Genomic DNA, 24,509 nt, shown 5'->3' with positions numbered 1-24,509 from the left:
CCTTCGCCCCACTAGCTCTTTTACGCCGACGGCAAGCTTGATCCCGCCAATAAATCGCCTAACCTTACGGCGTGGCCCCTTGAATCGATCGCCGCGGTAAGCGGCTTTTGCGCCGTATTCCGCGCCTGTCGCGGCGTCCTGGCCACATTCCTGGTTCGTGCAGGTGACATGGACGGAAGGCCCCCCGCCTCCCGTCCAGTCCGTTCACCAAGCACCTTCGGCCCATCCGGAGCCCGCCGGAGGTCGCGCCCATGCCCCATGGGAGAGCAAGATGGAAAAGCCGGTTGTAAGCCCCTTGCGTTTTGTCGAACTACTCAACGCCAGGCTGCCCGCGCATCCCCTTTATCAGGAAGGGATGCGCGTGTACGCCATTCCCAATCATTCGGAACACCCGCACAGCCTGGTCTGCGTCGGCCCGCGCGGCGTCAAGGGCGTCTGCGCGACGGTGGAACTGATCGTGCGCGGCGAGTGCGAGATCTTCCCCGACATACCGGGCGACTGGCACGGCTCCCTCCACGGGACGGTCCGCGCGTCGCACCGCTAGACACTGTGGGGCCACTCCACCCTCACCCGTACCCTCATCCTCGCACCCTGCTCAGACCCGATCCAGCTTCCGGTGAGGCTCGGGCGGCAGCGTCACGCGGATCGCGTCGTGCGCGCGCACCAGTCCGCCGGCCACGACGATACCCATGACGCCGGCCTTGCGCACCAGCTTGCCTTCATCGTCCCGACCCAGGACCCGCGCGAGCAGGCCCGGCTGGAAGTGCTCGATCTGCGCGCAGGGATTGCGCAGCCCCGTGATCTCGACCAGCGCGGTCTCGCCCAGGTGCAACCGCGCGCCGGTTGGCAGCGCCAGCAGGTCGATGCCCTGCGTGGTGATGTTCTCGCCCAGCGCGCCCGGCGCCACCGCATGGCCAGCGGCTAGCAGCATCGCCTGCAGTTCCACCGATAGCAGGTGAACCTGCCGCAGGTTCGGCTGGCTCGGGTCCACCGCCACGCGGGAACGGTGCTTGACGGTTTCCCCCAGATGCGCGTCACCCTCCACGCCCAGCCCGGCCAGCAGGCGGATGACCGGCGTCACCGTCTTGCTGAAGGTGTGCGTGGCGCTCAGGCTTACCGCGGCCACGCTGCCCGCCTGCGGCGATTCGGCCCACCCGTTGCCAATATCGGCCGCCATGGTCATGCCGCCGCACGCCTTGGTTCGCCTGGTGCGTCGGACGCCGGCATCTGGACCACGCCCGTGCCGTCAGGCGCCAGGGCGCCCGCCGGATAGCGCGCGGCAAATACCAGCCGGCCCGATGACCACGTATGCGTCACCAGCGGCTGGCCGGCCACCATGGCGACCGCCACCAGGTCGGCACGCAGCCCGGCCCCGATGCGCCCGCGATCGGACAAGCCGCAAGCCGCGGCCGGGTTGGCGCTGACCAGCGCGGCAGCCTGTGGCAAGCTCAGGCCAGCGAGGCGTTCCGCGGCAAAGGCGGCGGCAATCAGCGTGGATGGCTGGTAGTCCGAGCACAGGCAGTCCGCCACACCGGCGTTGATGGCGTCGATGGCGCGCATGGAGCCGCTCTGGCTTTGGCCACGCAGCACGTTGGGCGCGCCAAGTATGGTCGGCAGCCCCTTTGCCTTGGCGGCCTGCGCCGTCTCCAGGTTGATCGGGAACTCGCTCATGCGCACGCCCAGCGCATGCATGGTGGCAATACGCTGCGCCGAGTCGTCATCATGGCTCGCGGCCGGCACCCCTGTGCGCGCGGCCAGTGCCAGCAGGCGTTCAACCCGGTCCAGTGCGCCCTCCTGCTCCACCAGTTTCCTGGCAGCGGCAGCGTGGGCCTCTTCGAGGCTCATGGCGTGGTTGCCCATCATGTAGGCCAGGTAAGCCTCCAGTGTCTTGAACTGGCCCTGCCCGGGCGAATGGTCCATCACCGAGACCAGATCCACCAGGCCGGAATCCACCAGTTGCTCCAGCACCGGCAACGCGCTGGCGTCGGTGACTTCATAACGGCAATGGATGCGGTTATCCACCAGGCTGTGGCCGCGAAAGGCGGCCACGGCGCGCACGAGCTCGCCGGCGGTGTCGAAGTTGCGCACGCCGAACGAGTTGCCGGCGAACGATATCGCATGGTAAGGCGTGGTGATGCCCGCGGCGGCGTTGCGGCGATCGATCTGCGCCACGGCAAAATCCAGCGGGAACATCACCTGCGAGCGCGGCTCGGCTTCTTTCTCGATGGCGTCGCAATGCAGGTCGACCAGGCCGGGCAGCAGCGTCTGGCCACGCAGGTCGATCACCTGGGCAGTGCGCGGCACGGCGGCGGCATCAGGCTCGATGGCCGCGATGTGGCCGTTATCGATCAGCAAGGCGCTGTCAGCTAGCACGCCATCGGGCAAGACGATCCGTGCATGAGTCAGGTAAGCAGGAAGCATGGTCGGTTCCGGGAACGATTGGGAACAAGTGGAAACGCTTGGGAGCGAATAGCTGCGATCGGGATAAATGGCTCAGCCCGCGACAGCCGCAAGCTTGCCGGCCGGCGCGGCCTCCAGGACAGCCGGCGGGTGCAATGGCAGCAGCCTGGTGGCCACCGCCTCGCGCACGGCTTCATCATGGAAGATGCCGACCAGGCACCGGCCCTCGGCCAGCGCTTCGCGGATCAACGCCACCACCACCGCGCGGTTGCCCGCGTCGAGCGAGGCGGTCGGCTCGTCGAGCAACAGCACCGGATGGCCGCCGATCAGCCCGCGCGCGATGTTCACGCGCTGCTGCTCACCGCCCGAGAACGTCGCGGGCGGCAAGCTCCACAGCCGGCCCGGCACCTGCAGCCGCGCCAGCAGCACCGCGGCACGCTCGCGCGCTTCGTCGGCGCTGGCGCCGCGCTGCTGCAGCGGCTCGGCCACCACGTCGAGCGTGCTCACGCGCGGGATCACATGAAGGAACTGGCTGACATAGCCGATCACCTCGCGCCGCAATTGCAGGATGCGTTGCTCCGGCGCGCGGGTCAGCTCCACCCACGCGTCGTTGTCACGGATGCGGATGCTGCCTTCGGTGGCCAGGTAGTTGCCGTACAGACAGCGCAGCAGCGTGCTCTTGCCCGCGCCGGAACTGCCAGCCAGCACCAGGCATTCGCCAGCGGCGGCATCGAAATCGATGGCCTGCAGCACGGGCAGGCGCGTGCCGCCCTGGTTGTGCAGGATGAAGGTCTTGCCGAGGCCGCGCACCTGGATGCGCTGGGCGTCGGCAGCCATGCCTTGATGGTTGTAGCCGTCTTGCGTCATGATCAGCCCTGCAGAATGGAAGACACCAGCAACTGGGTGTACGGATGGTGCGGATCGTCGAGGATCTGGTCGGTCAGGCCGCTTTCCACCACGCGCCCGCCCTGCATCACCAGCGTGCGGTGCGCCAGCAGGCGCGCCACGGCAAGGTCGTGGGTGACGATGATGGCAGCCAGCCCAAGGTCCGCCACCAGGCGGCGCAGCAGGTCGAGCAGGCGGGCCTGCACGGAGACGTCGAGCGAGGCGGTGGGCTCGTCCATGAACACCAGGCGCGGATGCGTCACCAGGTTGCGGGCGATCTGCAAGCGCTGCTGCATGCCGCCGGAGAAGCTGGTCGGCGCATCGTCAAGGCGGCCCAGGTCGAGCTCCATCTTTTCCATCCACGTGCCGGCCACTTCGCGCAGCGCGCCATAGTGGCGCCCGCCCACGGCCATCAGGCGCTCGGCGATATTGGCGCCGGCGCTCACCCGCATGCGCAGGCCATCGCGCGCGTTCTGGCGCACGAACCCCCAGTCGGTACGCGCCAGCAGGCGCAGACGGGCGTCGGATAGCGTGGCAAGGTCAACCAGCCCCTGCTCGCGGGTGTCGTAGCAAACGCTGCCGGATTCCGGCGCCGCCTGCCAGGACACCGCCTGCAGCAAGGTGCTCTTGCCCGAGCCGGATTCGCCCACCACGCACAGCACTTCGCCGGGGAACAGATCGAAACTGACATCGTGGCAGCCATGCACGCCGTCCCAGGTGCGGGTCAGGCCGCGCACGGACAACAGCGGCTGGTGCGGATCGGTGCGGCTCATGCGGCCTCCTTGCGTGCGCTGGCTGCCGCGCCGTTGGGCCCGGTCTCACCCTGCTCCTGGCGGGTGGCGCAGTACTCGGTATCGGAGCAGACGAACATGCGCCCGCCCGCGTCGTCGGTGATGATTTCATCGAGATAACTGTCGGTGGAGCCGCATAGTTCGCAGCAGCCATCCCACGTCTCCACCGCGAACGGATGGTCGTCGAAGTCCAGGCTCTTCACGCTGGTAAAGGGTGGCACCGCATAGACCCGCTTCTCACGCCCCGCGCCGAACAGCATCAGCGCCGGGCTGTAGTCCAGCTTCGGGTTGTCGAACTTGGGGATGGGCGACGGCCGCATCATGTAGCGCTGGTTGACCATCACCGGGTAGTCGTAAGTGGTGGCAATGCGCCCGTGGCGGGCGATGTCCTCGTACAGCTTGACATGCATCGCGCCGTATTCGGCCAGCGCGTGCATGGTGCGGGTCTCGGTCTCGCTCGGTTCCAGCCAGCGCAGCGGCTCCGGGATGGGCACCTGGAACACCATGATCTGGCCCTTCGCCAGCGGTGTTTCCGGAATCCGGTGACGGGTCTGCACGATCGTGGCTTGTGCGGTGCGCTCGGTGGTCTGCACGCCTGTCACGCGGCCAAAGAAGCGGCGGATATTGATGGCGTTGGTGGTGTCGTCCGAGCCCTGATCGATCACCTTGAGCACATCGTCGCCGCCAATGATGGAGGCGGTGACCTGGATGCCACCGGTGCCCCAGCCGTAGGGCAGCGGCATCTCTCGGCTGCCGAAGGGCACCTGGTAGCCGGGGATCGCCACCGCCTTGAGCAGTGCGCGGCGCAGCATGCGCTTGGTGGATTCGTCCAGGTAGCCGAAGTTGTAGTGTTCGTCGCGCACGACGGTGTTGGCATTGGTGTCGGTCATGATGCGATGGCCTCCTGCGCCAGCACTTGGGAGATGACGGCTTCGTCTTGCCCGGGCGGCGTGGGCGCCGGGGACGGCACGTCCTGCCCGCGCTCGGCGCGCAGGCGCCGCAGCAGTTCGAGATTGGTCTGGAAATCCACGTAGTGTGGCAACTTCAAGTGCTGCACGAAGCCGGAGGCCTCCACGTTGTCGCTGTGGTAGAGCATGAACTCCACGTCGTTGGCAGGCGCATCGGCGGCTTCGCCCAGTTCGGCGGCGCGCATGGCGCGGTCAGCCAGCGCCATCGACATGGCCTTGCGCTCGCCATAGCCGAACACCAGGCCGTAACCGCGCGTAAAGCTCGGCCCTTCCTGCGCGTTGCCGGCGAACTGGCTCACCATCTGGCATTCGGTGACCTCGATCTCGCCGATGGTCACGGCAAAGCCCAGCTCTTCCACGAACAGTTCCACTTCTACCTCGCCGTAGCGGATCTCTGCCGCGAACGGGTGCGAGTTGCCGTAGCCGCGCTGGGTGGAGTAGCCCATCGACAGCAGGAAGCCTTCATCGGCGCGGGCCAGGTTCTGCAAGCGCGCCGGACGCGCCGCGGGCAGCTCCAGCGGCTCGCGCGTGAGGTCGGGCGGCGCGGGGTCGTGCTCGGGCACGGTCTCCGGCTCGATCAGCGATTCCTGGCGCAGCAGGTCCGTCACGCGTGGCATGCGTGTGTCAAGCGTGGTTGCCGCGGCCTGCAGCGGCGCGTTCTCGCGCTCGGCTTCCAGCGTGAAGTCGAGCAGGCGCTGGGTGTAATCGTAGGTCGGCCCCAGCACCTGCCCGCCCGGCACGTCCTTGAAGGTGGACGAGATCCGGCGCTGCAAGCGCATGGCGCCAGTATCGAGCGCCACCGAATAGCCAAAGCGCGGCAGCGTGGTGCGATAGGCGCGCAGCAGGAACACGGCTTCGATCAGGTCGCCCGCGGCCTGCTTGATCGCCAGCGCGGCCAGGTGCGGGTCATATAGCGAGCCTTCGGCCATCACGCGCGACACGGCCAGCGGCATTTGCTCGCGCACCTGCGCCAGCGTCAGCTCCGGCACGCAGCGGTCGCCACGGCGGTAGTCATCCAGCATGCGGTACGAATTGAGGATGGCGCGCTCGCCCCCTTTGACGGCAACGTACATATCAAGCCTCCGCTTGGGTGGTGCGCGGCAGTGCGCACAGGGCGCTGCCACTGGTCAGCAGCACGTCCACGCCGAGCGGGAAACGCGCATGGTTAGCCTGCCACTGGGTCCAGAAATCGGCCGGCAAGCCCTGCACGGCCAGCGTGGCGTGGGTCTCGATGCCCGGGCCGCGCAGCGTGACCTCGGGGCCGCTGTCCAGCGATGCGACCTCGATCAGCAACGTGGCGGAGCGGTCCGGGTAGGCCGGATCGCCCTGGGCGCAAGCCACCAGATCGGGCACGGCATGGCCGGCCGGCACTACCACGAAGGCCGCCTGCGCCACTTGCGCCACCAGCGGGCAGCCGCAATGGAAGCGCAGGAAGGCGCGTACGCCTTCGGGCGTCTCGGGCGGCAGCCACAGCGGCGTATCGCTGTCGACCAGCGCGAGCAGCAGTGCACTCAAGCCCGGGGACAAGCCCTGCGGCACGCCGCACGGCTCGGCCAGCTCGCCAATGCTGCCCGGGTGGGACATGGCATCCAGCGCGGCGCGGAAGGTCCGCTGCGCCGATGGCACCGCATCATCGAAGCCAGGCAGCAGCATCGGCGCAAGCGCGCCGTGCCGCCCCGCGGGCACGTTGTCGTATCCAGCCGTCTGGGCGGCAATCGTTTGGCCTGACATCTCAGTCCTCTCCACGCACCATGGTAAAAAACTCCACCTTTGTCTGCGCCGCCACGGCGGCTTTGTGTTCGCCTTGCGCCGTGCGCGCCCGGGCCAACGGCGCGACCACTTCGGCCTGCACGCGCGCATGCCAATCGGGCAACTGCAGCAGCGCATCCAGCACGGCAATCTGCTCCGCCTGGGCGTGTGTGCGGCCTTGCACATAACCCACCCCGACCACGCCAGGCTCCAACGTCACCGCGCAGCGCGTCACGCTGACCTCACCGAGGTTGAACTGCGCCCCCGTGCCGCCGGCGCGCCCCCGCACCATGGCCATGCCGCTCTGCGGCTTGCGCAGCAGGCGGTAGGCCGGCAGCGCGCCGAGGCGGCCCACGGCCTGCGCCAGGGCATCGGGAGCTGCCAGAGCCAGCACGCGCAGCCAGGCGGCGCGGGCTGCTTGAGCCGCTTGAGCTGCGCGATCCGCTTGCTGCCGGGCCGCCTCCCCTGCCTGCGTGCCCGCTTCGGTATCGGTTCGATCCATTTCACATCCCCTATACGTCTATACGTTTAGATGTAGAATACCATCCATGGCCGAACTACAACACAGCCAGATGAAGCTTTCATGACGCCATGCCGTGCGCTTGCGCTCCGTGCACGGCATGGCCAGGTTGAGGCACAATCGCATCCTATTGAAGCACGCAAATGATTAACGCAGGATGACGAAAAGGCGGGACACGATGGTGGAACAGGAAGTCGAGCGAGGTTCGGGAGTTGCGGTATGGCGCCAGATCGGCGAGGCCCTGGCGCTTGACATCCGCAACAAGCTCTATGTCCCGGGCGAGCGCCTGCCGCCCGAGCCAGAGCTGGCCACGCGTTTCGCCGTCAACCGCCATACCATCCGCCGCGCCATGGGCGAGCTGGAGCAAAACGGGCTGGTGCGCATCGAGCAAGGCCGGGGCACCTTTGTGCAGGAACACGCCATCGACTACGCCATCGGGCGGCGCACGCGTTTTTCGCAGAACCTGGCCAGCCAGGGCATGCGCGGGCACATCGAGGTGCTGGAATCGCAAACGTTGCGCGCGCCCGATATCGCCAAGCATCTGGGCCTGACGCGCAGCGCGCCCATCCTGCGCGTGCAGATGCTGGGCAAGGCCGAAGCCCGCACCATCGACGTGGCCGAACACTATTTCGATGCCACGCGGTTTGCCGACATGGACGCGCAGATGCGCGCGCGCCAGTCGATCTCCAAGGCATTGGCCCATTACGGCATTACCGATTACACGCGCAAGTGGTCGCGCATCACCGCCGCCATGCCGACGGCGCCGGTGGCCCGCCAGCTCAACCAGCCCAAGACGCGGCCGATCCTGCAGGTGGAGGCGCTCAACGTCGACCTGAACGGCGCGCCGCTGCAATACAGCGTGACGCGCTTTGCCGGCGACTGGGTTCAGCTGACCGTAGCCGACCAGGACTAAAATGCGCAATCGCCCGCCGTTTGGAACGCACGTCCTACCGATCAAATTGGTCTAGACATCTGTTTGTCATCTGCCCGCGCTAAGGTCGCCAGCATGGATACCAATCACGCACCTCACCCCACCCTTGCCGGCCTGAGCGGCCGCCGCGTTCTCACCGCCAACGGCATTGCGCCGGCCGCCTTCGCATTGCGCGACGGATGCCTGGCGGGGCCGGCCAGCACGGCTGGGCCGGTCCTCGATGCGGGCGACCTGCTGGTGCTGCCTGGCATCGTGGACATTCACGGCGACGCCTTCGAGCGTGCCGTGATGCCGCGCCCCGGCGTGAGCTTTCCGTACACCAGCGCGCTGTTCGACGTGGACCGCCAGTTGCTCGCCCATGGCATCACCACCGAGCTGCACGGCGTGACGCTATCGTGGGAGGGCGGCCTGCGCGGCGAGGCTTACGCCCAGCGCATGTTCGACGGCCTGGAGCGCATGCGCGGCACCCTTGGCGCGCAACACCATGTGCACCTGCGCTTCGAGGCGCATCACCTGGCCGGGCTGGAAACCGCACTGGCCTGGATCGATAGCGGCAAGGTGCGCTTCCTGGCCATCAACGACCACCTGCCGCAGATGGCCACCCGCCTGCACGACACGCGCAAGCTGGCGCAGTACGCGGACCGCGCGGAGTGCGACCCGGTCATCTTCCGCCAGCGCCTGGAGCAAGCGGCCGCGCAGGCCGGCGGGGTGCCCCAAGGCGTGGCACGGCTGATTGCCGCCGCCCGCGCCGCCGGCCTGCAAGTCGCTTCGCACGACGACGGCGACGCCGCCACCCGCCAGCGCTACCACCAGCAAGGCTGCACCGTGGCGGAATTCCCGCTCACCGTGGATGTGGCCCGCGCCGCCCACGCGTTGCGCAACCACGCTGTGTTCGGCGCGCCGAACGTGATCCGCGGCGGCAGCCACACCGGCGCCCCGGATGCCACCGAGATGATCGCCGCCGGGCTGTGCAACGTGCTGGCCTCCGACTACTACTACCCGGCGCCCCTGCAAGCCGCGTTCCGCGTAGCACAGCTCGGCGTGCTGCCGTTGCCGGCGGCCTGGGACCTGGTCTCGCGCAATCCGGCGCGCGCCGCCGGCATGAACGACCGCGGCGCGCTCAGCCCCGGCCTGCGTGCCGACGCCATCATCGTCGACGACCGCGATCCCGCCCTGCCCCAGGTCTGCGCCGCCATTGTCGGCGGTGTGCTGCGCCACGCCACGCGTGCCTTCCCGCTGGTGCAGGCCGGCGGCGCGCGGCGCGCGGCCTGACCCGCATGCACAGGATGCCAAGCCCGATGTCGAACAATCCATTGCCACAGGCTTACCGCTACGCCATCTACCTCAATCCCGCCGCGCCCTTTCGGCGGGTGGGCGAGCAATGGCTGGGCCGCAGTGCCGAAACAGGGGAGGCGATCGCGCGCACCGTACCCGACGATGCCCGCCGCATGGCCCACATCGCCCGCTGGACTGAAGCACCGGCTCACTATGGCCTGCATGCGACGCTCAAGGCCCCGTTCCGGCTGGCGGATGGCCAAACGCCTGCCGGGCTGGACGCCGCCATGCGCGCCTTCGCGCTGGACCGCCAACCCTTCGCGGTACCGCTAGCACTGCATAACCTGCGGGGCTTCCTGGCCTGGTGCCTCGGCGGCGACGCCAGCGCCAATGCGCGCATGCACGCGCTGGCGGACGCAGCGGTTCGCGAGTTCGACAGCTTCCGCGCGCCGCCCACCCCCGCCGAGCTGGCACGCCGCAAGCCAGGGCAACTGAGCGAGCCAGCCCGGCGTATGCTGGATGCGTGGGGCTACCCATACGCGTTCGAGACCTTTATTTTCCACATCACGCTCACGGGGCTGCTCGACGAAGCCGAGCAAGACAGCGCCATCGCCATGCTGCAGGCCGCGAGCGGACCGTTGCTCCAGCAAGCGATGACAGTACGCGACGTCAGCCTGTTCGTGCAGAGCGCACCGGATGCGCCCTTCCTGGCCGCCCGCCACTATGGCTTTGATGGCAGCACCACCGATGCCGCCGGAGCGGCTCTGCTGGAAGCCGCGGCATGAGCGCCAAGGCCATGCGCACCGCGGCGCGCGCCGACATCGCCGCGCCCTGTGCCGAAGCCCCGGACGGCAGCGGCCTGGTCTACCTGATGGGCCCCTCCGGCAGCGGCAAGGACTCGCTGCTGCGCGTGATGCGCGACAAGTTGCAGGATGACGCCGGCGTACGCGTGGCGCAACGCTGGATCACCCGCGCCAGCAGCGCCGATGAAGACAGCGTGGCGATCACCCCCGCGGCGTTCGAGCACCGCGTGGCGCAAGGCGGCTTTGCGCTGCACTGGCGCAGCCACGGATTGTGCTACGGCATTGGGACCGAGCTTGACGACTGGCTGGCGCAGGGCTTGTGCGTGGTCGTAAATGGGTCACGCGAGCACCTGGCCGCCGCCCATGCGCGCTATCCGGCCCTGCACGCCGTGCAGGTCAGCGTGCGCCTGCACGTGCTGGGAGAGCGCCTGCGGCTGCGCGGCCGCGAGGACGAGCAAGCCATCGTGCGGCGCCTGCAGCGCGCGGGCGAGCCGTTCGCCGTGCCGGCGGGGTGCCGGCTGACGGTGATCGACAACAGCGGCGCGCTGGAGGATGCGGCAAGCGCGTTGATGCGGATCACGCACGAGCGCACGCGCCAGCGCCTGAACCAGCGCCAGCCGTAGGGTCCCGCTCCGGGCCCGCCACCACCCCGGCATCATGCAACCAGCCGACGGCGGCGCCATCCAGCCCCAGGACTTCATGCAGCACCTGGTCGGTATGCGTGCCCAGCAACGCAGCAGGCAAAGTTGCCTCGCGCTCCATCGACGCAACCCGCACCGCCGCACCGGCCGCCAGATGTTCACCGATCCCTGGGGTCGCAACGCGCTCGAACACCGGATTGGCAAGACTGACACGCGGATCGCCGGCCAGCAACTCGCCGACCGTGCTGTAGCGGCCCCAGCAGACCTTGCGCGCTTCCAGCAGGCCTTCCGCCTCGGCCTGCGTGCGAGTGGCAAACCAGGGTGCGACCAGCTCGGCAATGGCCTCGCGGCAGGCAAAGCGATCGGCCTCGTCGCCCAGGTTCAGGCCCGTGCGCTGCTCCAGCGCAGCCACCTGCCCGGCGATGCCGCAAGCCTCCACCAGCGCCTTCCATTGCCCAGCCGAGATCGCCGCCACCATCAGGCGGCCGCCGTCCAGCGTGCCAAAGTCGCGGCCGAAGGCGCCATACAGGTGATTGCCGATCGACGCCCGCTCCTGCTGCAGCAATTCGGCCTCGGCCAGCAGGCCAAGATGCGACAGCATGGTGAAGGCCATGTCGGACAACGCCAGCTTCAGCTCCGCGCCTGCACCCGTGCGCCGGCGCTGCTCCACCGCGGCGACCACGGCAAAGGCGGCCTGGTAGGCGCAGGCGATGTCCCAGGCCGGCAGCACATGGTTGACCGGCCGCTCGCGCGACCCGCCGCCGGTGACAGCCGGATACCCGGTGGCGCAATTGACGGTGTAGTCCACCGCCGTGCTGCCGTCGCCGTTGCCCTGGATGGTGCAACTGATCATGTCCGCGCGCCGCGCGGCCAGCGCCTCGTGCGCAAGCCACGGCGTGCCGATATTGGTCAGCAGTACGCCTGCGTCCGGCCCGGGCGCCGTCGCCAGGGCCTGCACCAGTTCACGCCCTTCGGGCTTGCGCAGATCGACCGCGATGCTTCGCTTGCCCTTGTTCAGCGCGGCCCAGTACAGGCTGCGCCCCTTGCCGCCGGCCTGCGGCATGCGCGGCATGCGCATGTAGTCGATGCCGCCGCCGATCATGTCTACGCGGATCACGTCGGCGCCGAACTGAGCCAGCGTAAGGCCGGCCAGCGGCGCTGCGATAAATGCTGAGCTTTCGACTACGCGCAGCCGGTTGAGCAATGGGTAGGTCATGGGAGCGGTCCGTAGTGGCGTAATGACGGCGTCAGGCGCGTTCGAACACGGCTGCAATGCCCTGCCCGCCGCCGATGCACATGGTTTCCAGGCCGTAGCGCGCGCCGCGCCGGCCCAGTTCGTGCATCAGCGAGGTCATGATGCGCACGCCGGTGGCGCCCACCGGATGCCCCAGCGAGATGCCGGACCCGTTCACATTGAAGCGATCCGGATCGTTCCAGCCCCAGCCCTTGGCGCAGGCCAGCGCCTGGCAGGCAAAGGCTTCGTTCAGTTCCACCAGGCCCATGTCGTCGAAGCCCAGCCCGTTCTTGCCGAACAGCTTCTTGACGGCTGGCACGGGGCCGATACCCATGTGCGACGGCTCGCAACCGGCCACGGCCCAGCTATGCAGGTAGCCGATGGGCGCCAGGCCGAGCGCTTCCAGCTTGTCTTCGGCCACGATCAGGCAGGCGGCGGCGGCGTCGTTCTGCTGGCAGGCATTGCCGGCAGTGACGATGCCGTCCTTCATCAGGGGCTTGAGCCGCGCGAGCTGCTCGATGGTGAGGTCCCCGCGGATGCCCTCGTCCTCGCTCACGATCAGCGCCTCGCCCTTGCGCTGCGCAACGCTGACCGGCACCACCTCCTGCGCGAACTTGCCGCTGGACCACGCTTCGGCGGCGCGCTGGTGGCTGCGCAGCGCAAAAGCATCGGCCTGCTCGCGCGAGATGCCATAGTCGCGTGCCACGTTCTCGGCGGTCTCGATCATGCCGGAGATGCGGCCGAAGCGGGCTTCGGGCTGCGAGCGCTCGCGCCCGCGCTCCAGACGGTCGTGGAACTTCACGGTGCCGGCGCGCTTGCCCCAGCGCATGTCGGTGGTGTAGTACTCCACGTTGCTCATGCTCTCGACACCCCCAGCCATCACGACATCGGCGGCGCCGGTCTGCACCATCATCGCCGCCGTGGCGATGGCCTGCAGGCCGCTGCCGCAGCGCCGATCCAGCTGCATGCCGGCAACGCTGATCGGAAAGCCGGCCTGCAGCGCCACCCAGCGCCCGGTGCAAGGCACTTCGCCGTTGGCGTAGGAATGGGCGAACACCACATCCTCGATACGGGCCGGATCCAGGCCCGTGCGCTCGACCACGGCGCGCGCCACGGTAGCGCCGAGTTCTTCGACGGGGATACTGCGCAGGCTGCCGCCGAACGCGCCGATGGGCGTGCGCAGCGGGGAGACGATTGCGGCTCGTTTCATGATGGCATCCTTTGTTCATGATGCAGTTCGTCAGTGCCGAACCGCGGGGTTTCCCTGGCGAAGAAGGCGCGCACGCCTTCCTGCGCCTCCTTGGAACTGAACACGCGGTCCGATAGCGGCAGCGCCTGCCGCATGGCCTCGTCTTCAGTGGTGTCAAAGCTCAGGTCGATGGCCTGCTTGCACAGCGCCAGCGCCAGCGGCGGGCGCCGCGCCAGCGTGGCGGCCAGCGCCAATGCCGCTTGCAGCGCCTGGCCCGGCGGGGCCACGCGGTTGACCAGGCCCCAGGCCAGCGCGGTGGCCGCATCGATGGGTTCGCCCAGGAACATCAGCTCCTTGGCGCGGCCTTCGCCCACGCGCCGCGTGACGCGCACCGGGCCGCCGCTGCCGGGGAACACGCCCAGCTTGATCTCGGGCAGCGCGAAGCGCGCCGTCTCGTCCGCCACGATCAGGTCGCAGCAGACCGCGATCTCCAGGCCGCCGCCAAACGCCAGGCCGTTGACCGCCGCCACCGTCGGCTTGGGGAAATCGTCCAGCCGCCCAAACACCGCATGCTGCAAAGCGAGCTTGCCCGGCACGATCTGCCCGGGCCGCATCAGCGGGCGGAACTCGGCGATATCGGATCCCGCGCAGAAGGCACGGGTGCCGGCACCGGTCAGCACCACGGCGCGCACGGCAGGATCGCGCGCCAGCGCGTCCAGCGCACGGTCAAGCGCCTCGGTCAGGCCGCGGAAGACCACATTCAGCGGCGGGTTGTCCAGCGTCAGCGTGGCAATGCCGTCTTTGGCGGAGCAACGCACCGGCCCTGCCGAGATCTCAGCCATAGCGCCCACCGGTGACGTGCAGCACCTCGCCGGTAATGAAGCTGGCGCGCTCCGAAGCCAGGAAGGCCACCGCATCGGCGATGTCGCCCGGCCGGCCAACCCGCTTGATCGGCTGCGCGGCGACGGCGCGCTCCTTGATGGTCTCGTAGGTGGGCAAGGCCTGCACCATCTCGGTTTCCATGAAGCCGGGCGCCACGCAATTGACGGTCACGCCGTAGCGCCCTTGCTCCAGCGCCAGCGCCTTGGCCATGCCGATCAGCCCGGCCTTGGCCGCCGCGTAATTGGCTTGCGTGGGATTGCCGAAGTGCGCGCGCGAGCTGATGTTGATGACCCGCCCCCAGCCTTGCTCGATCAAACGCGGCATCACGGCCTTGGTGGCCAGGAAAGCGCCCTTGAGCATGACCTCCATCACCAGGTCCCAGTCCTCCTCGGTCATCTTGACGAGGTACTTGTCGCGCGGAAAGCCAGCGTTGTTGACCAGGATGTGCACCCCGCCAAAGTGCGCGATGGTTTCATCCACCAGCCGCTGCACATCGGCGCCCCTGGTGATGTCGGCGACGATGCAATGCGCCTGCAAGCCGTCGGCGCGCAGCGCGGCGGCCGTGGCTTCGGCCTGCTCGCGCAGGATGTCCGTGATCACCACCTTGACGCCCTCTTGCGCCAGGTGGCGAGCCGTAGCCGCGCCCAGCCCGCGGGCTGAGCCCGTGACGATGGCGACCTTGCCCTTGATCTGCAGGTCCATTCGGTTCTCCTCGGAATACGTGTGTCGGGATGGCTGCGCAAGCAGCTTCAGATTGGGTCAGATTGGAGCCGGCGGCTGGCTCAGGGCCACGCGCACAAAGCGCCGGATGCTGTCGCGCCGGGCGTTGAGGGTTTCGGCGTCGCGAATCATCGGGGCAGCTCCGTCACCTCGATCACGGCATCGACGGCAAAGGCGCCCTGTCCTTGCGGCATCGCAAACACCGGATTCAGGTCCACCGATTGCAGGCGCGGGCCGGCCTGGTGCGCAAACACGGACAGCCGCGCCAGCATGCCCGCCAGCGCCTTGATATCCACTGGCGGCTTGCCGCGCGCACCCAGCAGCAGCGGCGCGCCCTTGATGGAGCGGATCATCTGCTCGGCCACGTCCTCGCCGAACGGGCAACGGTGCAGCACCACGTCCTTCATCACTTCCACAAAGATGCCGCCCAGCCCGAACATGGCTACCGGGCCAAAGACGGGATCGCGCTGGATGCCGAGAATGCATTCCACGCCGCCACTGAGCTGTTTAGCGACCAGCACGCCTTCGAAGCGCGCGCCCGGCATGGCCTCCTCGGCGCGTGCAATCAACAGGTCGAAACCGGCACGCACGCCTTCGGCATCGGTGACATTCAGCAGCACGCCCCCGATCTCGGACTTGTGCTGGATGTCCGGCGACAGGATCTTGAGCACCACGGGATAGCCCAACGCCTCGGCCGCCGCCACCGCCTCGCCGGCCGCGGCGCAAGCGCGTTCCGGGGCGACGGCGATGCCGGCCTGCGCCAGCACGCGCTTGGCCTGCGCCTCGTCAGGCGTGCTGTCTGGCAGCGCCACCGCGGGCACCGAGGGCGGCGGCAAGCCGGGAGCGCGCTCAAACGCTTGCCCAAAACGGCCCATGGCTTCGATGGCCACCACCGCGCGGGTGGGATCCTCGAACACGGAAAAGCCGTCGGCCTCGTACTCGCGCACACGCTCGGGCGAGGCCAGCACCGACAGCAGGTACAGCCGGTCCGGATGCTTGTCGCGCACGCCCTTGAGCTGCTCGCGCAGGCGCGGCGCAATCGAGTCGGCGCCGCCTGTGTAGGTAAAGAAACCCAGCACCGACTGGTAGCCACCCTCGGCCACCACCGCTTGCGTGAAGCGGCCCGCGATGGTCATGTCGTTCAGGAACTGCGCCGTGCAGTCCACGGGGTTGCGCGGCGCGGCAAAGGGCAGCAACGCTTTCAGGCGCTCCTGGGTCGCAGGGGGCATCTCCGGCATCGGCAAGCCAGCCACTTCCGCCGCATCGGAGATAATGACGCCGGCGCCGCCGCTGACGGTAATCACGCCCAGGGAATTGCTGGCGGGATAGATGCGGCGCGTGGCCAGCCGTGCCACGTCGAGCATATGCTCGGTGGAGCGCGCCCGCACCACGCCGAACTCGGCCAGCACGGCATCGGTCACCGCGTCGTTGCCGGCCAGGGAGGCCGTGTGCGACTGCGCCGCCGCGCTGCCCACCGCGCTGGTGCCAACCTTCATCATGACCACCGGCTTGCGCGCCTTGCGCGCAGCCTCCAGCGCCTGCATCAGGCGCTGCCCGTCGCGGATGCCCTCGGCGTAGACCGCGATCACATCGGTGTTGTCGTCGTCCACCATGGCGTGGACGATGTCGCCCAGGCTGATGTCGCTCTCGTTGCCGCTCATCACGCAGGCCGACACGCCGATGCCTGCATCGCGCGCAATGCCCAGGATGTGGCTGCCATACGCGCCGGACTGGCTGGCAATGCCGACCCGCCCGGCCACCGGAAAGCCCATTTCCACCACCGAGGTGAAGCTGCCGTAAAAGCCGGTGCCGGGATTGACCACGCCCAACGAGTTCGGGCCAAGCAGGCGCATGCCGTATTTGCGCGCCGAGGCCACCATGCGCTGCTGGATCCGCGCGCCCTCGGCCCCGGCCTCGGCAAACCCTGCGGAAAACACAATGGCTGCCGCCGTGCCGCGCGCCGCCAGTTCCGCCACCACGGCGGGCGCCAGCTTGGCGGCCACCGCCACGATGGCCACGTCCGGCGTCTGCGGCAGGCCAGCCACGCTGGCGTAGGCTTCCAGGCCCTGGATGGCGGCGCGATTGGGATTGACCGGCATCAGGCGGCCCTGGTACCCCTGGCTGCGCATGTAGTCGATAGGCCGCCCGCCGATGCGCAGCGGATCGTCCGAGGCGCCGATGACGGCGACGGAACGCGGGCGAAGGAGACGAACAAGGGGATTACGGTCTGGCATGGCGAGATCGCTTGCAGGAAGAATGGTGGCGGCGCAGAGGGCGCGGAAAAGAAGTGAAGGCGGAGCCGACCGGGCCGGGGCGGCACCCGCCCAGGCCTTCGCAAGGCTGGCCTATTCGACTTTGGCGCCGGACGTCTTGACGACCGTTGCCCAACGGTCGATCTCGGCGCGGATCAACGCGCCGAACTGCTCTGGCGTGCCCGGCGACGGCTCGAAGCCCTGCGCGCGCAGGCGCTCCTTCATCTCCGGCGCGTCCAGCGCTTTGTGGATCTCGGCGTTGAGCTTGTCGATGATCGGCTTGGGCGTGTTTGCCGGCGCCATCAGCCCGTTCCACGCCAGGGTCTCGAAGCCTGGCACGCCGGACTCTGCCACCGTTGGCACACCAGGCAGCAGCGGCGAGCGCTTGGCGCCGGTGATGGCGATCGCACGCAGCTTGCCGCCATTGACCTGCGGCAGCGCCGAGAACATCAGGTCCATCACCAGCTGGGCATTGCCCGCCATCACGTCCGCCATGGCAGGCGCGCTGCCGCTGTACGGGATGTGGGTCATCTTCACGCCGGCCATCGAACTCAGCAGCTCGGTAGCCAGGTGCGTGGACGAACCGTTGCCCGCCGAGCCGAAGTTGATCGATCCCGGCTTGGCCTTGGCCGCGGCAATCACGTCCTGCACCGTCTTGTAAGGCAGCGACGGGGTCACCATCACCAGCATCGGGCCGCGCGTCAGCTCGCTCACCGGCGTGAGATCGGTCTTGATGTTGTAGCGCAGGTGCTTGTAGAGCGAAGGGTGAATCGAATGCCCCGTCGTCACCAGCAGCAGCGTGTAGCCGTCGGGCGCCGCGCGGGCCACCTGCTCCGCACCCAGGTTGCCGGAAGCGCCGGGCTTGTTTTCGACCACGAACGGCTGGCCCATGCTGTCACCCAGCTTCTGCGCCAGCAGGCGCACCACGATGTCATTGGTGCCGCCCGGCGGGTAAGGCACGACGATCTTGACGGGCTTGGCAGGAAAAGCCTGCGCCAGGGTAAGCGCGGGCAAGGTGAGAGCGGCGGTGGCCGCAACGGCAGCGGCAAGCCAGCGTTTCGTGCTGATCATCGATTGTCTCCGGTCTGAGGTCAGGCGCGGCCAAGCATGTGTCCGGCGCCCTCGGCTTCTTTGTGCCTGTTCCGGAAACAATCGTAAGCAATGTCATATACTTAATCCAATACTTTGCATGCACCTAGCTATACACGAGGTATATGGATGGACCTGCGTCAACTCAAGCAATTCGTAGCCGTCGCCGAGACCAGCAGCTTCAGCCGGGCGGCGGAGCGGCTCTTCATGGCACAGCCGCCGCTTTCCGTCGCCATCCGCAAACTGGAGGAAGAACTCGGCACGCCCTTGTTCGAGCGCACTGCCCGCGGGGTACGGCTGACCGCCCCCGGCGAAGCCGCCCTGCAAGCCGCCAGGAAATGCCTGCAGAATGCCGAAGAAGTCAGCACGGCCGCGCGCGCGAGCGCCACCGGCGAAGCCGGCCGGCTACGCATCGGGTTCATCGGCTCGGTCACGTTCGGTTTGCTGCCGCGGCTGATACAGGCGTTCGCCAAGCGCCACCCGCAGGTCAAGCTGGCGTTGCGCGAAGGCACCAACCTCGAACTGCTATCGCTAGTGGAAAACGGCGAGCTTGACGTGGGCTTCGTGCGCGTGCCCACCGCCCGCCCGGAAAACGTCCGCTTCCAGCTGATCCAGACCGACGTATTCTGTGCCGCGCTCCCGCGCGGCCACGCCCTGGCCAAGCACAAGCAGGTTGCCTTGCACGACCTCGCCGACTGTCCCCTGATCGGCTACACGCCCTCACGCGTGGGCGGCCTGCAAGCCGCGGTGTCGCACCTGTTCGCACGCGCCGGCATCAGCCCCTACATCGCGCAGGAAGCCGTACAGGTGCAGACCGTGGTAGGGCTGGTGGATAGCGGGCTCGGGGTGGCCCTGGTGCCATCGGTCAACGCATCGCACGCATCGGGCCGCGTAGTGTTCCGCCCGATCTCCGACCTGCCGCCGGATGCGTCGATCGGCATTTCCCTGGCGTATCACGCGCTCGCTGAAACCGCTGTCACGCAGCGTTTTCGCGAAAGCATCGAGGCGCCGGCGGAGAAGGCGCCCGGGGCCGGGGGGGAAACGGCCAGGCGAAGTAGGGGCAAGCGGATGGGATAGCGCTACTGTCAGAGGTGCACCGCCGCCACCGGCAACCCTATGCTAAAGCTGGTCCCGTGCTCCGCAAACCCAAGGCGCCGGTAAAACCGATGCGCCTGCACCCGGCGCGCGCTGGACGACAGCACCAGCTTTGAGGCGCCCGCCTCTTCGGCCAGCCGCATGGCGGCGTGCATCATGGCCGTGCCTACGCCGGTGCCGCGCGCGGCGTGGGTCACCACCACGCTTTCCACGATGGCCTCGCTGCGGCCGTCGTGCGCCAGCACCGGGAACACCAGCAGGCAGAACGTGCCGAGCGCTTCGCCGGCGGCGCTGCGCATCAGGTAGCAGCGATAGTACGGCATCGCCTTGAGCTGGGCGAACAGCGCGCGCATGCGCTGCAAAGGCAGCGGCGTCTCGTTGTCCATTTCGGCGAGCAAGGCGGCCACCTGCAGCAGTTCAGCATCGGTGCCGGTCACTTCGTGCAGGGTCGGGCCGCCCCTGGTGCGGTGTGCTTCAGGCAGGTCCATGCGGATATCGGTTCCGAGTGAGATTGCGCCGGTGCGATGCGGGTCAGGGCGCACGGCGCAGGCAGCGCGCCACCATCGGCAGGTAGTGCTCCAGCGGCGGCGTGGCAAGGCCGACGACCTTGGCCAGGTCGTCATAACGGCGCAGGCGCACGGCTGCCGGCCCGTGGGGGTGGTCGACGAAAGCCTGCGCCTGGGCCGCGCCAAAGGGGCCGCCCTGCAGTGCCAGGCTGTGTTGCGAGGCCGGCGACAGGATAGCCTGGTAGCCCGGCTCGGTAGCGCACAGGTAGCGCTTGGCGGCCACATGCATGCGCACCGGCTCGGTCACCTCCGGCCCAAACCCGACCGCCAGCAGGTCGGCGCCGACTTCCTGGTGGCGCAAATCGGTGGTGCTGTCCTCGGACATCACGAGGTGGCCGAGGTCGTGCAGCAGGCTGGCGACGATCAGCGGCTCGGGGTCGCCGGCCTGCTCGGCCAGCTGCGCGCACTGCAGCGCATGTTCGGTCTGGGTGATGGCCTCGCCGCCATAGAAGGCGGTGCCGTGGCCGGAGAAGAGGATTTCGATGCGCCTGAGGATCGTCATGATGATTTGTGTGTGCGGGCTGGTGTCGTGAGGCGGCTTGTGGCGGCTTGAGGCCGCTGTCAGACCAGCGCCTTGCGGATCCGGGCGGACAGCAAATCGATGACCGTGACAAAGCCAACGATGATGATGATCACCGCGCAGGTCTCGGCATACTGGAAGCTGCGGATGATCTCCCACAGCACGGTGCCGATGCCGCCCGCGCCGACGATGCCTAGCACCGTGGCCGAGCGCACATTGGATTCGAAGCGGTACAGCGCATAGGAGATCCACAGCGGCAGCACCTGCGGGATCACGCCGTAGGCCACCTCTTCCAGCGCGCTGGCGCCGGTGGCGCGCACGCCTTCCACGGGGCGCGGGTCGATGGCCTCCACGGCTTCCGAGAACAGCTTGGCCAGCACGCCGGTGGTGTGCACCCACAGCGCGAGCACGCCGGCGAAGGGGCCTAGCCCCACCGCCACGATAAACAGCATGGCGAACACCATCTCATTGATGGCGCGGCAGGCGTCCATCACGCGGCGCATCGGCTGGTAGACCCAGGCCGGCACGATATTGGCCGAACACGCCAGCCCCAGCGGCACGGCAAACACGATGGACAGGAAGGTGCCCCAGATCGCGATCTGCACGGTCACCAGCATCTCGTCCAGGTAGATGCGCCAGTCACGGAAACTGGGCGGGAAGAAGTCGGCAGCGAATTTCGCCATGTTGCCGGAATCCCTCCACAGGTCGAGCGGACGCATGTCGGCGCCCTGCCACGACATGGCCAGCAAGGCGAGCACCACCGCCCAGACGAACATGACAGGCAGGCTGGCACGCGGCGCACGGACGGCACGAGGCGGAGTGGCTGGGATCATGGTGGAGTTGGCGGAAGAATGCATGGATACTCGGGCTAAGGCTAAGGCTAAGGTGAGGCGACGGTGCGCGGCCCGCCCCGGCTTTGGGGCGGGCCGACGATGGGCGCGTTACTGCGCGCTGGCGGCGATCTTGTCCAGCGCAGCCAGCTTGCTGCTCAGGTCGGCAAGGCGCTTTTCCTTGTCCGGCGCGGCCATCGTGGTGTCGGACTCGATCTTGGCCTTCTCACGGGCCAGCTCGATCTGGCGGATCGGCACCAGCTGGTTGTCGTTGGACGCGCGGAATCCCTGGTAGGTCAGCTTGGCGAGGTTCTCCTTCTCGCGCGCGGCATCGGCACCCTTGCCGTAGTTCACGAAGAAGGTCTGCACCTTGGCCTTGACATCGGCCGGCAGGTCCTTGCGGTAGACCAGCGGATCCGCCGGGATCAGCGGCGACTTCCACAGCACGCGTACCTGGTCATAGGCGTTCTTGCCGGTGTTGATGCGGTAGCGCTCCATGTTCTCGGTGTTGTTGACCGCCACGTCGACCTGTTTGTTCAGCACCGACAGCAGGTTGGTTTCGTGATTGCTCACGCGCACCGTCTTGAAGAAGGTCTTCGGCTCGATCTTGTGGGCGCCCCACAGGTAGTGGCCCGGCACGGCGGTGCCCGAGGTGGAGTTCGGATCGCCCGCGCCGTAGCTCAGCGACTTGCCTTGCTTGAGCACGTCATCCAGCGTCTTGAGGTTGCTGTCCTTGTTGACGATCAGGAGCGACCAGTAGCCCGGGTTGCCGTCCTTGTCGATCACCGAGGCGAACACCTCGCCGCTGGCGCGGTCCACCGCTTCGATGGCGGACTTGTTGCCGAACCAGGCGATCTGCACCTTGTTGAAGCGCATGGCTTCGATGATGCCAGCATAGTCGGAGGCAAAGAACGGCTTGACCTGCACGCCCAACTGCTTGCTCAGGTCATCGACCACCGGCTGCCAGGCGGACTTCAGGTTGGACGAGGTTTCCGTCGAGATAAAGCCCATGTTGAGGACCTTGCCTTCCTGGGCAAAGGCGGGCAGCGAGAGCGCGCCAGCGGCGCTCGAGACGATCAGGGCAAAAAGGGTTCTGCGCAGCATGAGGGAACTCCGAGGAAAAGCCTTGTTGGGGGTGTTTGCGGGAAACATTGCGAGGAAATCCGGGGTCAATCAGGCCGCCGCCAGGCCGCCATGCGGCATGGCGGGCGCGGCAACTTCCAGCCCCGCGCCATCGGGCAACAGCTCGGCGGCTTGCGTGCCATACAGCTCGCGCAGCATGGCGGGGGTGAGCGCGGCGGACGGGCCGTCGTAGACCACCTTGCCGTGGCGCAGCGCGACCACGCGCGGGCAATAGCGCATCGCCACATCCACCTGGTGCAGCGACACCACCACCGCCACGCGGCGTGCCCGGTTGATCTGCGCCAGCAACTCCATCACGCGCCGCGCGGATTCGGGATCCAGCGAAGCGATCGGCTCGTCGGCCAGGATCACCCGCGCGTTCTGCACCAACGTACGGGCAATGGCCGCGCGCTGCTGCTGGCCGCCCGACAGGGTGGAGGCCCGCCGAAAGGCATAGTCGTCTATACCAACCTGGGCAAGCGCTTCGAGCCCTGCGTCGATCTCGCCGACACGGAACAAGCGGATCAGGCTGCGCCACAGCGGCACGCGCGGCAGCATGCCGGTCAGCACGTTCGTGATCACCGGCAGGCGGCCCACGAGGTTGAACTGCTGGAACACAAAACCGATCTCTGCCCTTGCCGCGCGCACATCACGCGCCAGCCGGCCGCCTTGCTGGATGGCCCGGCCATTGACCCGCACCTCGCCAGCGCCGCCCGCATCGGCAGCGACAAACCCCGCCACGTGGCGCAGCAACGTGGACTTGCCCGAGCCCGAGGCACCCAGCAGCGCCACCATTTCACCAGGGGCAACGGCAAGGCTCACGTCATCCAGCGCCTTGCGTCCCGCCTGGAACGACTTGGACAGGCCGCGCACTTCAATCGCATGCGTCATCCCACACTCCTTGCATCAACAGTGAGCGCATTCTGGGTGGTGCGGATGACAAAACGATGAAGGTTGGAGAGCAATCTCGAATTGGGAGGCCCGCCGGGCTGCTGGGCTGCTGGGCCACACTGGCAACCGGGCGCGATGGGGGTGCTGTGGCTGCCCACCCGGCGAGCGGCGGGATACGGCCTGGCACTGCTGACGCTTGCGGTCACGCCTGCCAATGTCTACATGTGGCAGCACCCCGAGCTATTCCCGAAGATTCCGCCGAGCCTGCTGGGTATCCGGCTGGTGGTGCAGGTGTTGTTGCTGGCGTGCATCTTGTGGAGCACGAGCCGGCAGGATGATGCAGTTGCCACGCGAGATGGAAAATGCGAACCATAGGCCGGGCATAAACAAGGTGACCGCTATCGCCTCACACCGGCCCGGCGATACGCCTCACTCTTGTCCCGTCGTCCAACAGCGAGCACTAGCACAGTGACGGTACGATCGTTGACCTCGTACACCAGCCGGTACCCGGCATCGCGCAGCTTGATCTTGTAGACGTCTTTCATGTCCTTGCCGCTGAGCTTGGCAGACTGCACCCGGGGTTCGGCCAGACGTTTCTCGAGCTGTTTTCGAAACTGATCCTTGATCGACGCATCGAGTCTCTTCCATTCCTTCAAAGCGTCTTCGTGAAAGGCGAGCTCATAACTCATCCAGCGACACCTTTACGGACTTCCCGCCGCGACGCTGCCGAACGATTTCTGCAAGCTCGATGTCCTCGAGCCTGTCCATGAGTGCTTCGAAAGCCTGGGCGGGAACCAGGTATGCGGCCGGGCGATTGTGATTGAGGACTGCCACGGGTTCGTTACCGGCCTCCTCAATGATGGCACCGGGGTTGCGGCGAAGGTCCGTGATGCTTACGGTCGCGGTAGCGTAGATGGCGCGTGTGACAGTCATATCTTTGGGTTGCCTGGTGTAGCGGGTTCCAATCAGACTGCATGGACAGGCTTGCAGTCCGTTTATTACCCGTAATAAAGCACATAATTTAGCACAAAAATATGTGTACTTTTTGTGTTAACGATCCGCCACTGGAGGCCGGGCGACCCGAGACTTTTCATGTCCATGCTTGCGCGCCGCCGCAAGGGCGAACAACTCACCCCCGCGCCCCCTGCCTCCCCTT

28 protein-coding genes are annotated in these 24,509 nt (G+C 67.6%); 7 read left to right on the top strand and 21 right to left on the bottom strand.

All coding sequences use genetic code 11. The features are described from left to right. Positions 1-271 precede the first annotated feature (271 nt). Positions 272-544, top strand: a complete 273-nt coding sequence (locus AC1RWI_RS09050) for a hypothetical protein (RefSeq protein ID WP_043354803.1) — start codon at positions 272-274, stop codon at positions 542-544. Positions 545-595: 51 nt separating this feature from the next. On the opposite strand, the gene AC1RWI_RS09045 is transcribed toward AC1RWI_RS09050, so the two are convergent. From AC1RWI_RS09045 to phnG, 8 genes are all read right to left on the bottom strand, one after another. Next, positions 596-1,183 carry an MOSC domain-containing protein gene (locus AC1RWI_RS09045; protein WP_236702214.1) on the bottom strand — a complete coding sequence of 196 codons (588 nt, stop codon included), beginning with the start codon at positions 1,181-1,183 and terminating at the stop codon, positions 596-598. After that, on the bottom strand, positions 1,180-2,421 hold the full coding sequence (locus AC1RWI_RS09040; protein WP_492865820.1) for an alpha-D-ribose 1-methylphosphonate 5-triphosphate diphosphatase: 1,242 nt from the start codon (positions 2,419-2,421) through the stop codon (positions 1,180-1,182). The genes AC1RWI_RS09045 and AC1RWI_RS09040 overlap by 4 nt, the downstream gene beginning before the upstream one ends. 72 nt (positions 2,422-2,493) lie before the next feature. Continuing rightward, on the bottom strand, positions 2,494-3,267 hold the full coding sequence (gene phnL / locus AC1RWI_RS09035; RefSeq protein ID WP_419188914.1) for a phosphonate C-P lyase system protein PhnL: 774 nt from the start codon (positions 3,265-3,267) through the stop codon (positions 2,494-2,496). A gap of 2 nt (positions 3,268-3,269) precedes the next feature. Next, the gene (phnK, locus tag AC1RWI_RS09030) at positions 3,270-4,058 is read right to left on the bottom strand and encodes a phosphonate C-P lyase system protein PhnK (protein ID WP_043354800.1); all 789 of its coding nucleotides are present in this window, start codon (positions 4,056-4,058) and stop codon (positions 3,270-3,272) included. Further along, on the bottom strand, positions 4,055-4,966 hold the full coding sequence (locus tag AC1RWI_RS09025; protein WP_043354798.1) for an alpha-D-ribose 1-methylphosphonate 5-phosphate C-P-lyase PhnJ: 912 nt from the start codon (positions 4,964-4,966) through the stop codon (positions 4,055-4,057). The genes phnK and AC1RWI_RS09025 overlap by 4 nt, the downstream gene beginning before the upstream one ends. Continuing rightward, positions 4,963-6,117, bottom strand: a complete 1,155-nt coding sequence (locus AC1RWI_RS09020) for a carbon-phosphorus lyase complex subunit (protein ID WP_043354796.1) — start codon at positions 6,115-6,117, stop codon at positions 4,963-4,965. The genes AC1RWI_RS09025 and AC1RWI_RS09020 overlap by 4 nt, the downstream gene beginning before the upstream one ends. Position 6,118: 1 nt before the next feature. Further along, entirely contained in the window at positions 6,119-6,697 is a 579-nt protein-coding gene (phnH, locus tag AC1RWI_RS09015; RefSeq protein ID WP_492865913.1) for a phosphonate C-P lyase system protein PhnH, read from the bottom strand. A 79-nt stretch (positions 6,698-6,776) separates the two neighbouring features. Next, positions 6,777-7,295 (bottom strand): phosphonate C-P lyase system protein PhnG, encoded by a 519-nt coding sequence (phnG, locus tag AC1RWI_RS09010; RefSeq protein ID WP_043354795.1) that lies wholly within the window; start codon positions 7,293-7,295, stop codon positions 6,777-6,779. Positions 7,296-7,491: 196 nt separating this feature from the next. Between phnG and phnF the strand changes: the two genes are divergently transcribed. The 4 genes from phnF (at position 7,492) to phnN (ending at position 10,945) form a co-directional block, all read left to right on the top strand. After that, entirely contained in the window at positions 7,492-8,226 is a 735-nt protein-coding gene (gene phnF, locus AC1RWI_RS09005) for a phosphonate metabolism transcriptional regulator PhnF (protein ID WP_492865911.1), read from the top strand. A 93-nt stretch (positions 8,227-8,319) separates the two neighbouring features. Continuing rightward, the gene (locus AC1RWI_RS09000) at positions 8,320-9,516 is read left to right on the top strand and encodes an alpha-D-ribose 1-methylphosphonate 5-triphosphate diphosphatase (RefSeq protein ID WP_043354791.1); all 1,197 of its coding nucleotides are present in this window, start codon (positions 8,320-8,322) and stop codon (positions 9,514-9,516) included. 26 nt (positions 9,517-9,542) lie between these two features. Beyond that, the gene (locus AC1RWI_RS08995) at positions 9,543-10,304 is read left to right on the top strand and encodes a DUF1045 domain-containing protein (protein WP_492865816.1); all 762 of its coding nucleotides are present in this window, start codon (positions 9,543-9,545) and stop codon (positions 10,302-10,304) included. An 11-nt stretch (positions 10,305-10,315) separates the two neighbouring features. Next, positions 10,316-10,945, top strand: coding sequence for a phosphonate metabolism protein/1,5-bisphosphokinase (PRPP-forming) PhnN (gene phnN, locus AC1RWI_RS08990; protein WP_052495264.1), 630 nt, complete (start codon positions 10,316-10,318; stop codon positions 10,943-10,945). Here the strand turns inward: phnN and AC1RWI_RS08985 are convergent. The 6 genes from AC1RWI_RS08985 to AC1RWI_RS08960 form a co-directional block, all read right to left on the bottom strand. Further along, positions 10,899-12,179, bottom strand: coding sequence for a CoA transferase (locus AC1RWI_RS08985; protein WP_492865814.1), 1,281 nt, complete (start codon positions 12,177-12,179; stop codon positions 10,899-10,901). The genes phnN and AC1RWI_RS08985 overlap by 47 nt on opposite strands. Positions 12,180-12,210: 31 nt before the next feature. Beyond that, positions 12,211-13,407 carry an acetyl-CoA C-acetyltransferase gene (locus tag AC1RWI_RS08980; protein WP_043354788.1) on the bottom strand — a complete coding sequence of 399 codons (1,197 nt, stop codon included), beginning with the start codon at positions 13,405-13,407 and terminating at the stop codon, positions 12,211-12,213. Continuing rightward, positions 13,404-14,228: an enoyl-CoA hydratase/isomerase family protein gene (locus AC1RWI_RS08975; protein ID WP_052495031.1), complete on the bottom strand. Its 825-nt coding sequence runs from the start codon at positions 14,226-14,228 to the stop codon at positions 13,404-13,406. Before AC1RWI_RS08975 ends, AC1RWI_RS08980 begins: the two co-directional genes overlap by 4 nt. After that, a complete protein-coding gene (fabG, locus tag AC1RWI_RS08970; RefSeq protein ID WP_043354787.1) occupies positions 14,221-14,970 on the bottom strand; it encodes a 3-oxoacyl-ACP reductase FabG in 750 nt (249 codons plus the stop codon). Before fabG ends, AC1RWI_RS08975 begins: the two co-directional genes overlap by 8 nt. A gap of 146 nt (positions 14,971-15,116) precedes the next feature. Beyond that, positions 15,117-17,222 carry an acetate--CoA ligase family protein gene (locus tag AC1RWI_RS08965; protein WP_492865811.1) on the bottom strand — a complete coding sequence of 702 codons (2,106 nt, stop codon included), beginning with the start codon at positions 17,220-17,222 and terminating at the stop codon, positions 15,117-15,119. A 111-nt stretch (positions 17,223-17,333) separates the two neighbouring features. Then, positions 17,334-18,311 (bottom strand): tripartite tricarboxylate transporter substrate binding protein, encoded by a 978-nt coding sequence (locus tag AC1RWI_RS08960; RefSeq protein WP_043354783.1) that lies wholly within the window; start codon positions 18,309-18,311, stop codon positions 17,334-17,336. Positions 18,312-18,458: 147 nt separating this feature from the next. Between AC1RWI_RS08960 and AC1RWI_RS08955 the strand changes: the two genes are divergently transcribed. Then, positions 18,459-19,406: a LysR family transcriptional regulator gene (locus AC1RWI_RS08955; RefSeq protein WP_492865809.1), complete on the top strand. Its 948-nt coding sequence runs from the start codon at positions 18,459-18,461 to the stop codon at positions 19,404-19,406. Between the two features lie 8 nt (positions 19,407-19,414). On the opposite strand, the gene AC1RWI_RS08950 is transcribed toward AC1RWI_RS08955, so the two are convergent. The 5 genes from AC1RWI_RS08950 to phnC all read right to left on the bottom strand — a co-directional run bounded on the left by AC1RWI_RS08950 (position 19,415) and on the right by phnC (position 23,353). Continuing rightward, a complete protein-coding gene (locus AC1RWI_RS08950; RefSeq protein ID WP_492865807.1) occupies positions 19,415-19,912 on the bottom strand; it encodes a GNAT family N-acetyltransferase in 498 nt (165 codons plus the stop codon). 43 nt (positions 19,913-19,955) lie between these two features. After that, complete coding sequence (locus AC1RWI_RS08945) at positions 19,956-20,492, bottom strand: phosphonate degradation HD-domain oxygenase (protein WP_043354779.1); 537 nt, start codon at positions 20,490-20,492, stop codon at positions 19,956-19,958. 59 nt (positions 20,493-20,551) lie between these two features. After that, positions 20,552-21,343 carry a phosphonate ABC transporter, permease protein PhnE gene (gene phnE, locus AC1RWI_RS08940; protein ID WP_492865909.1) on the bottom strand — a complete coding sequence of 264 codons (792 nt, stop codon included), beginning with the start codon at positions 21,341-21,343 and terminating at the stop codon, positions 20,552-20,554. A gap of 108 nt (positions 21,344-21,451) precedes the next feature. Beyond that, positions 21,452-22,444: a phosphonate ABC transporter substrate-binding protein gene (phnD, locus tag AC1RWI_RS08935; protein ID WP_043354775.1), complete on the bottom strand. Its 993-nt coding sequence runs from the start codon at positions 22,442-22,444 to the stop codon at positions 21,452-21,454. Between the two features lie 69 nt (positions 22,445-22,513). Next, positions 22,514-23,353 carry a phosphonate ABC transporter ATP-binding protein gene (phnC, locus tag AC1RWI_RS08930; protein ID WP_043354773.1) on the bottom strand — a complete coding sequence of 280 codons (840 nt, stop codon included), beginning with the start codon at positions 23,351-23,353 and terminating at the stop codon, positions 22,514-22,516. Between the two features lie 63 nt (positions 23,354-23,416). Here phnC and AC1RWI_RS08925 point away from each other — a divergent pair, with 63 nt between their 5' ends. After that, positions 23,417-23,728 carry a DoxX family protein gene (locus AC1RWI_RS08925; RefSeq protein WP_144409983.1) on the top strand — a complete coding sequence of 104 codons (312 nt, stop codon included), beginning with the start codon at positions 23,417-23,419 and terminating at the stop codon, positions 23,726-23,728. Positions 23,729-23,751: 23 nt separating this feature from the next. On the opposite strand, the gene AC1RWI_RS08920 is transcribed toward AC1RWI_RS08925, so the two are convergent. Beyond that, a complete protein-coding gene (locus AC1RWI_RS08920; RefSeq protein ID WP_043354772.1) occupies positions 23,752-24,042 on the bottom strand; it encodes a type II toxin-antitoxin system RelE family toxin in 291 nt (96 codons plus the stop codon). Then, complete coding sequence (locus AC1RWI_RS08915; protein WP_043354770.1) at positions 24,032-24,286, bottom strand: type II toxin-antitoxin system Phd/YefM family antitoxin; 255 nt, start codon at positions 24,284-24,286, stop codon at positions 24,032-24,034. The genes AC1RWI_RS08920 and AC1RWI_RS08915 overlap by 11 nt, the downstream gene beginning before the upstream one ends. Positions 24,287-24,509: the final 223 nt, after the last annotated feature.

It is taken from the genome of Cupriavidus sp. MPR-AND1C (assembly GCF_058809705.1).
Note: the sequence above shows the minus strand (reverse complement) of the source record. Positions and strands in the feature narration are given on the sequence as shown.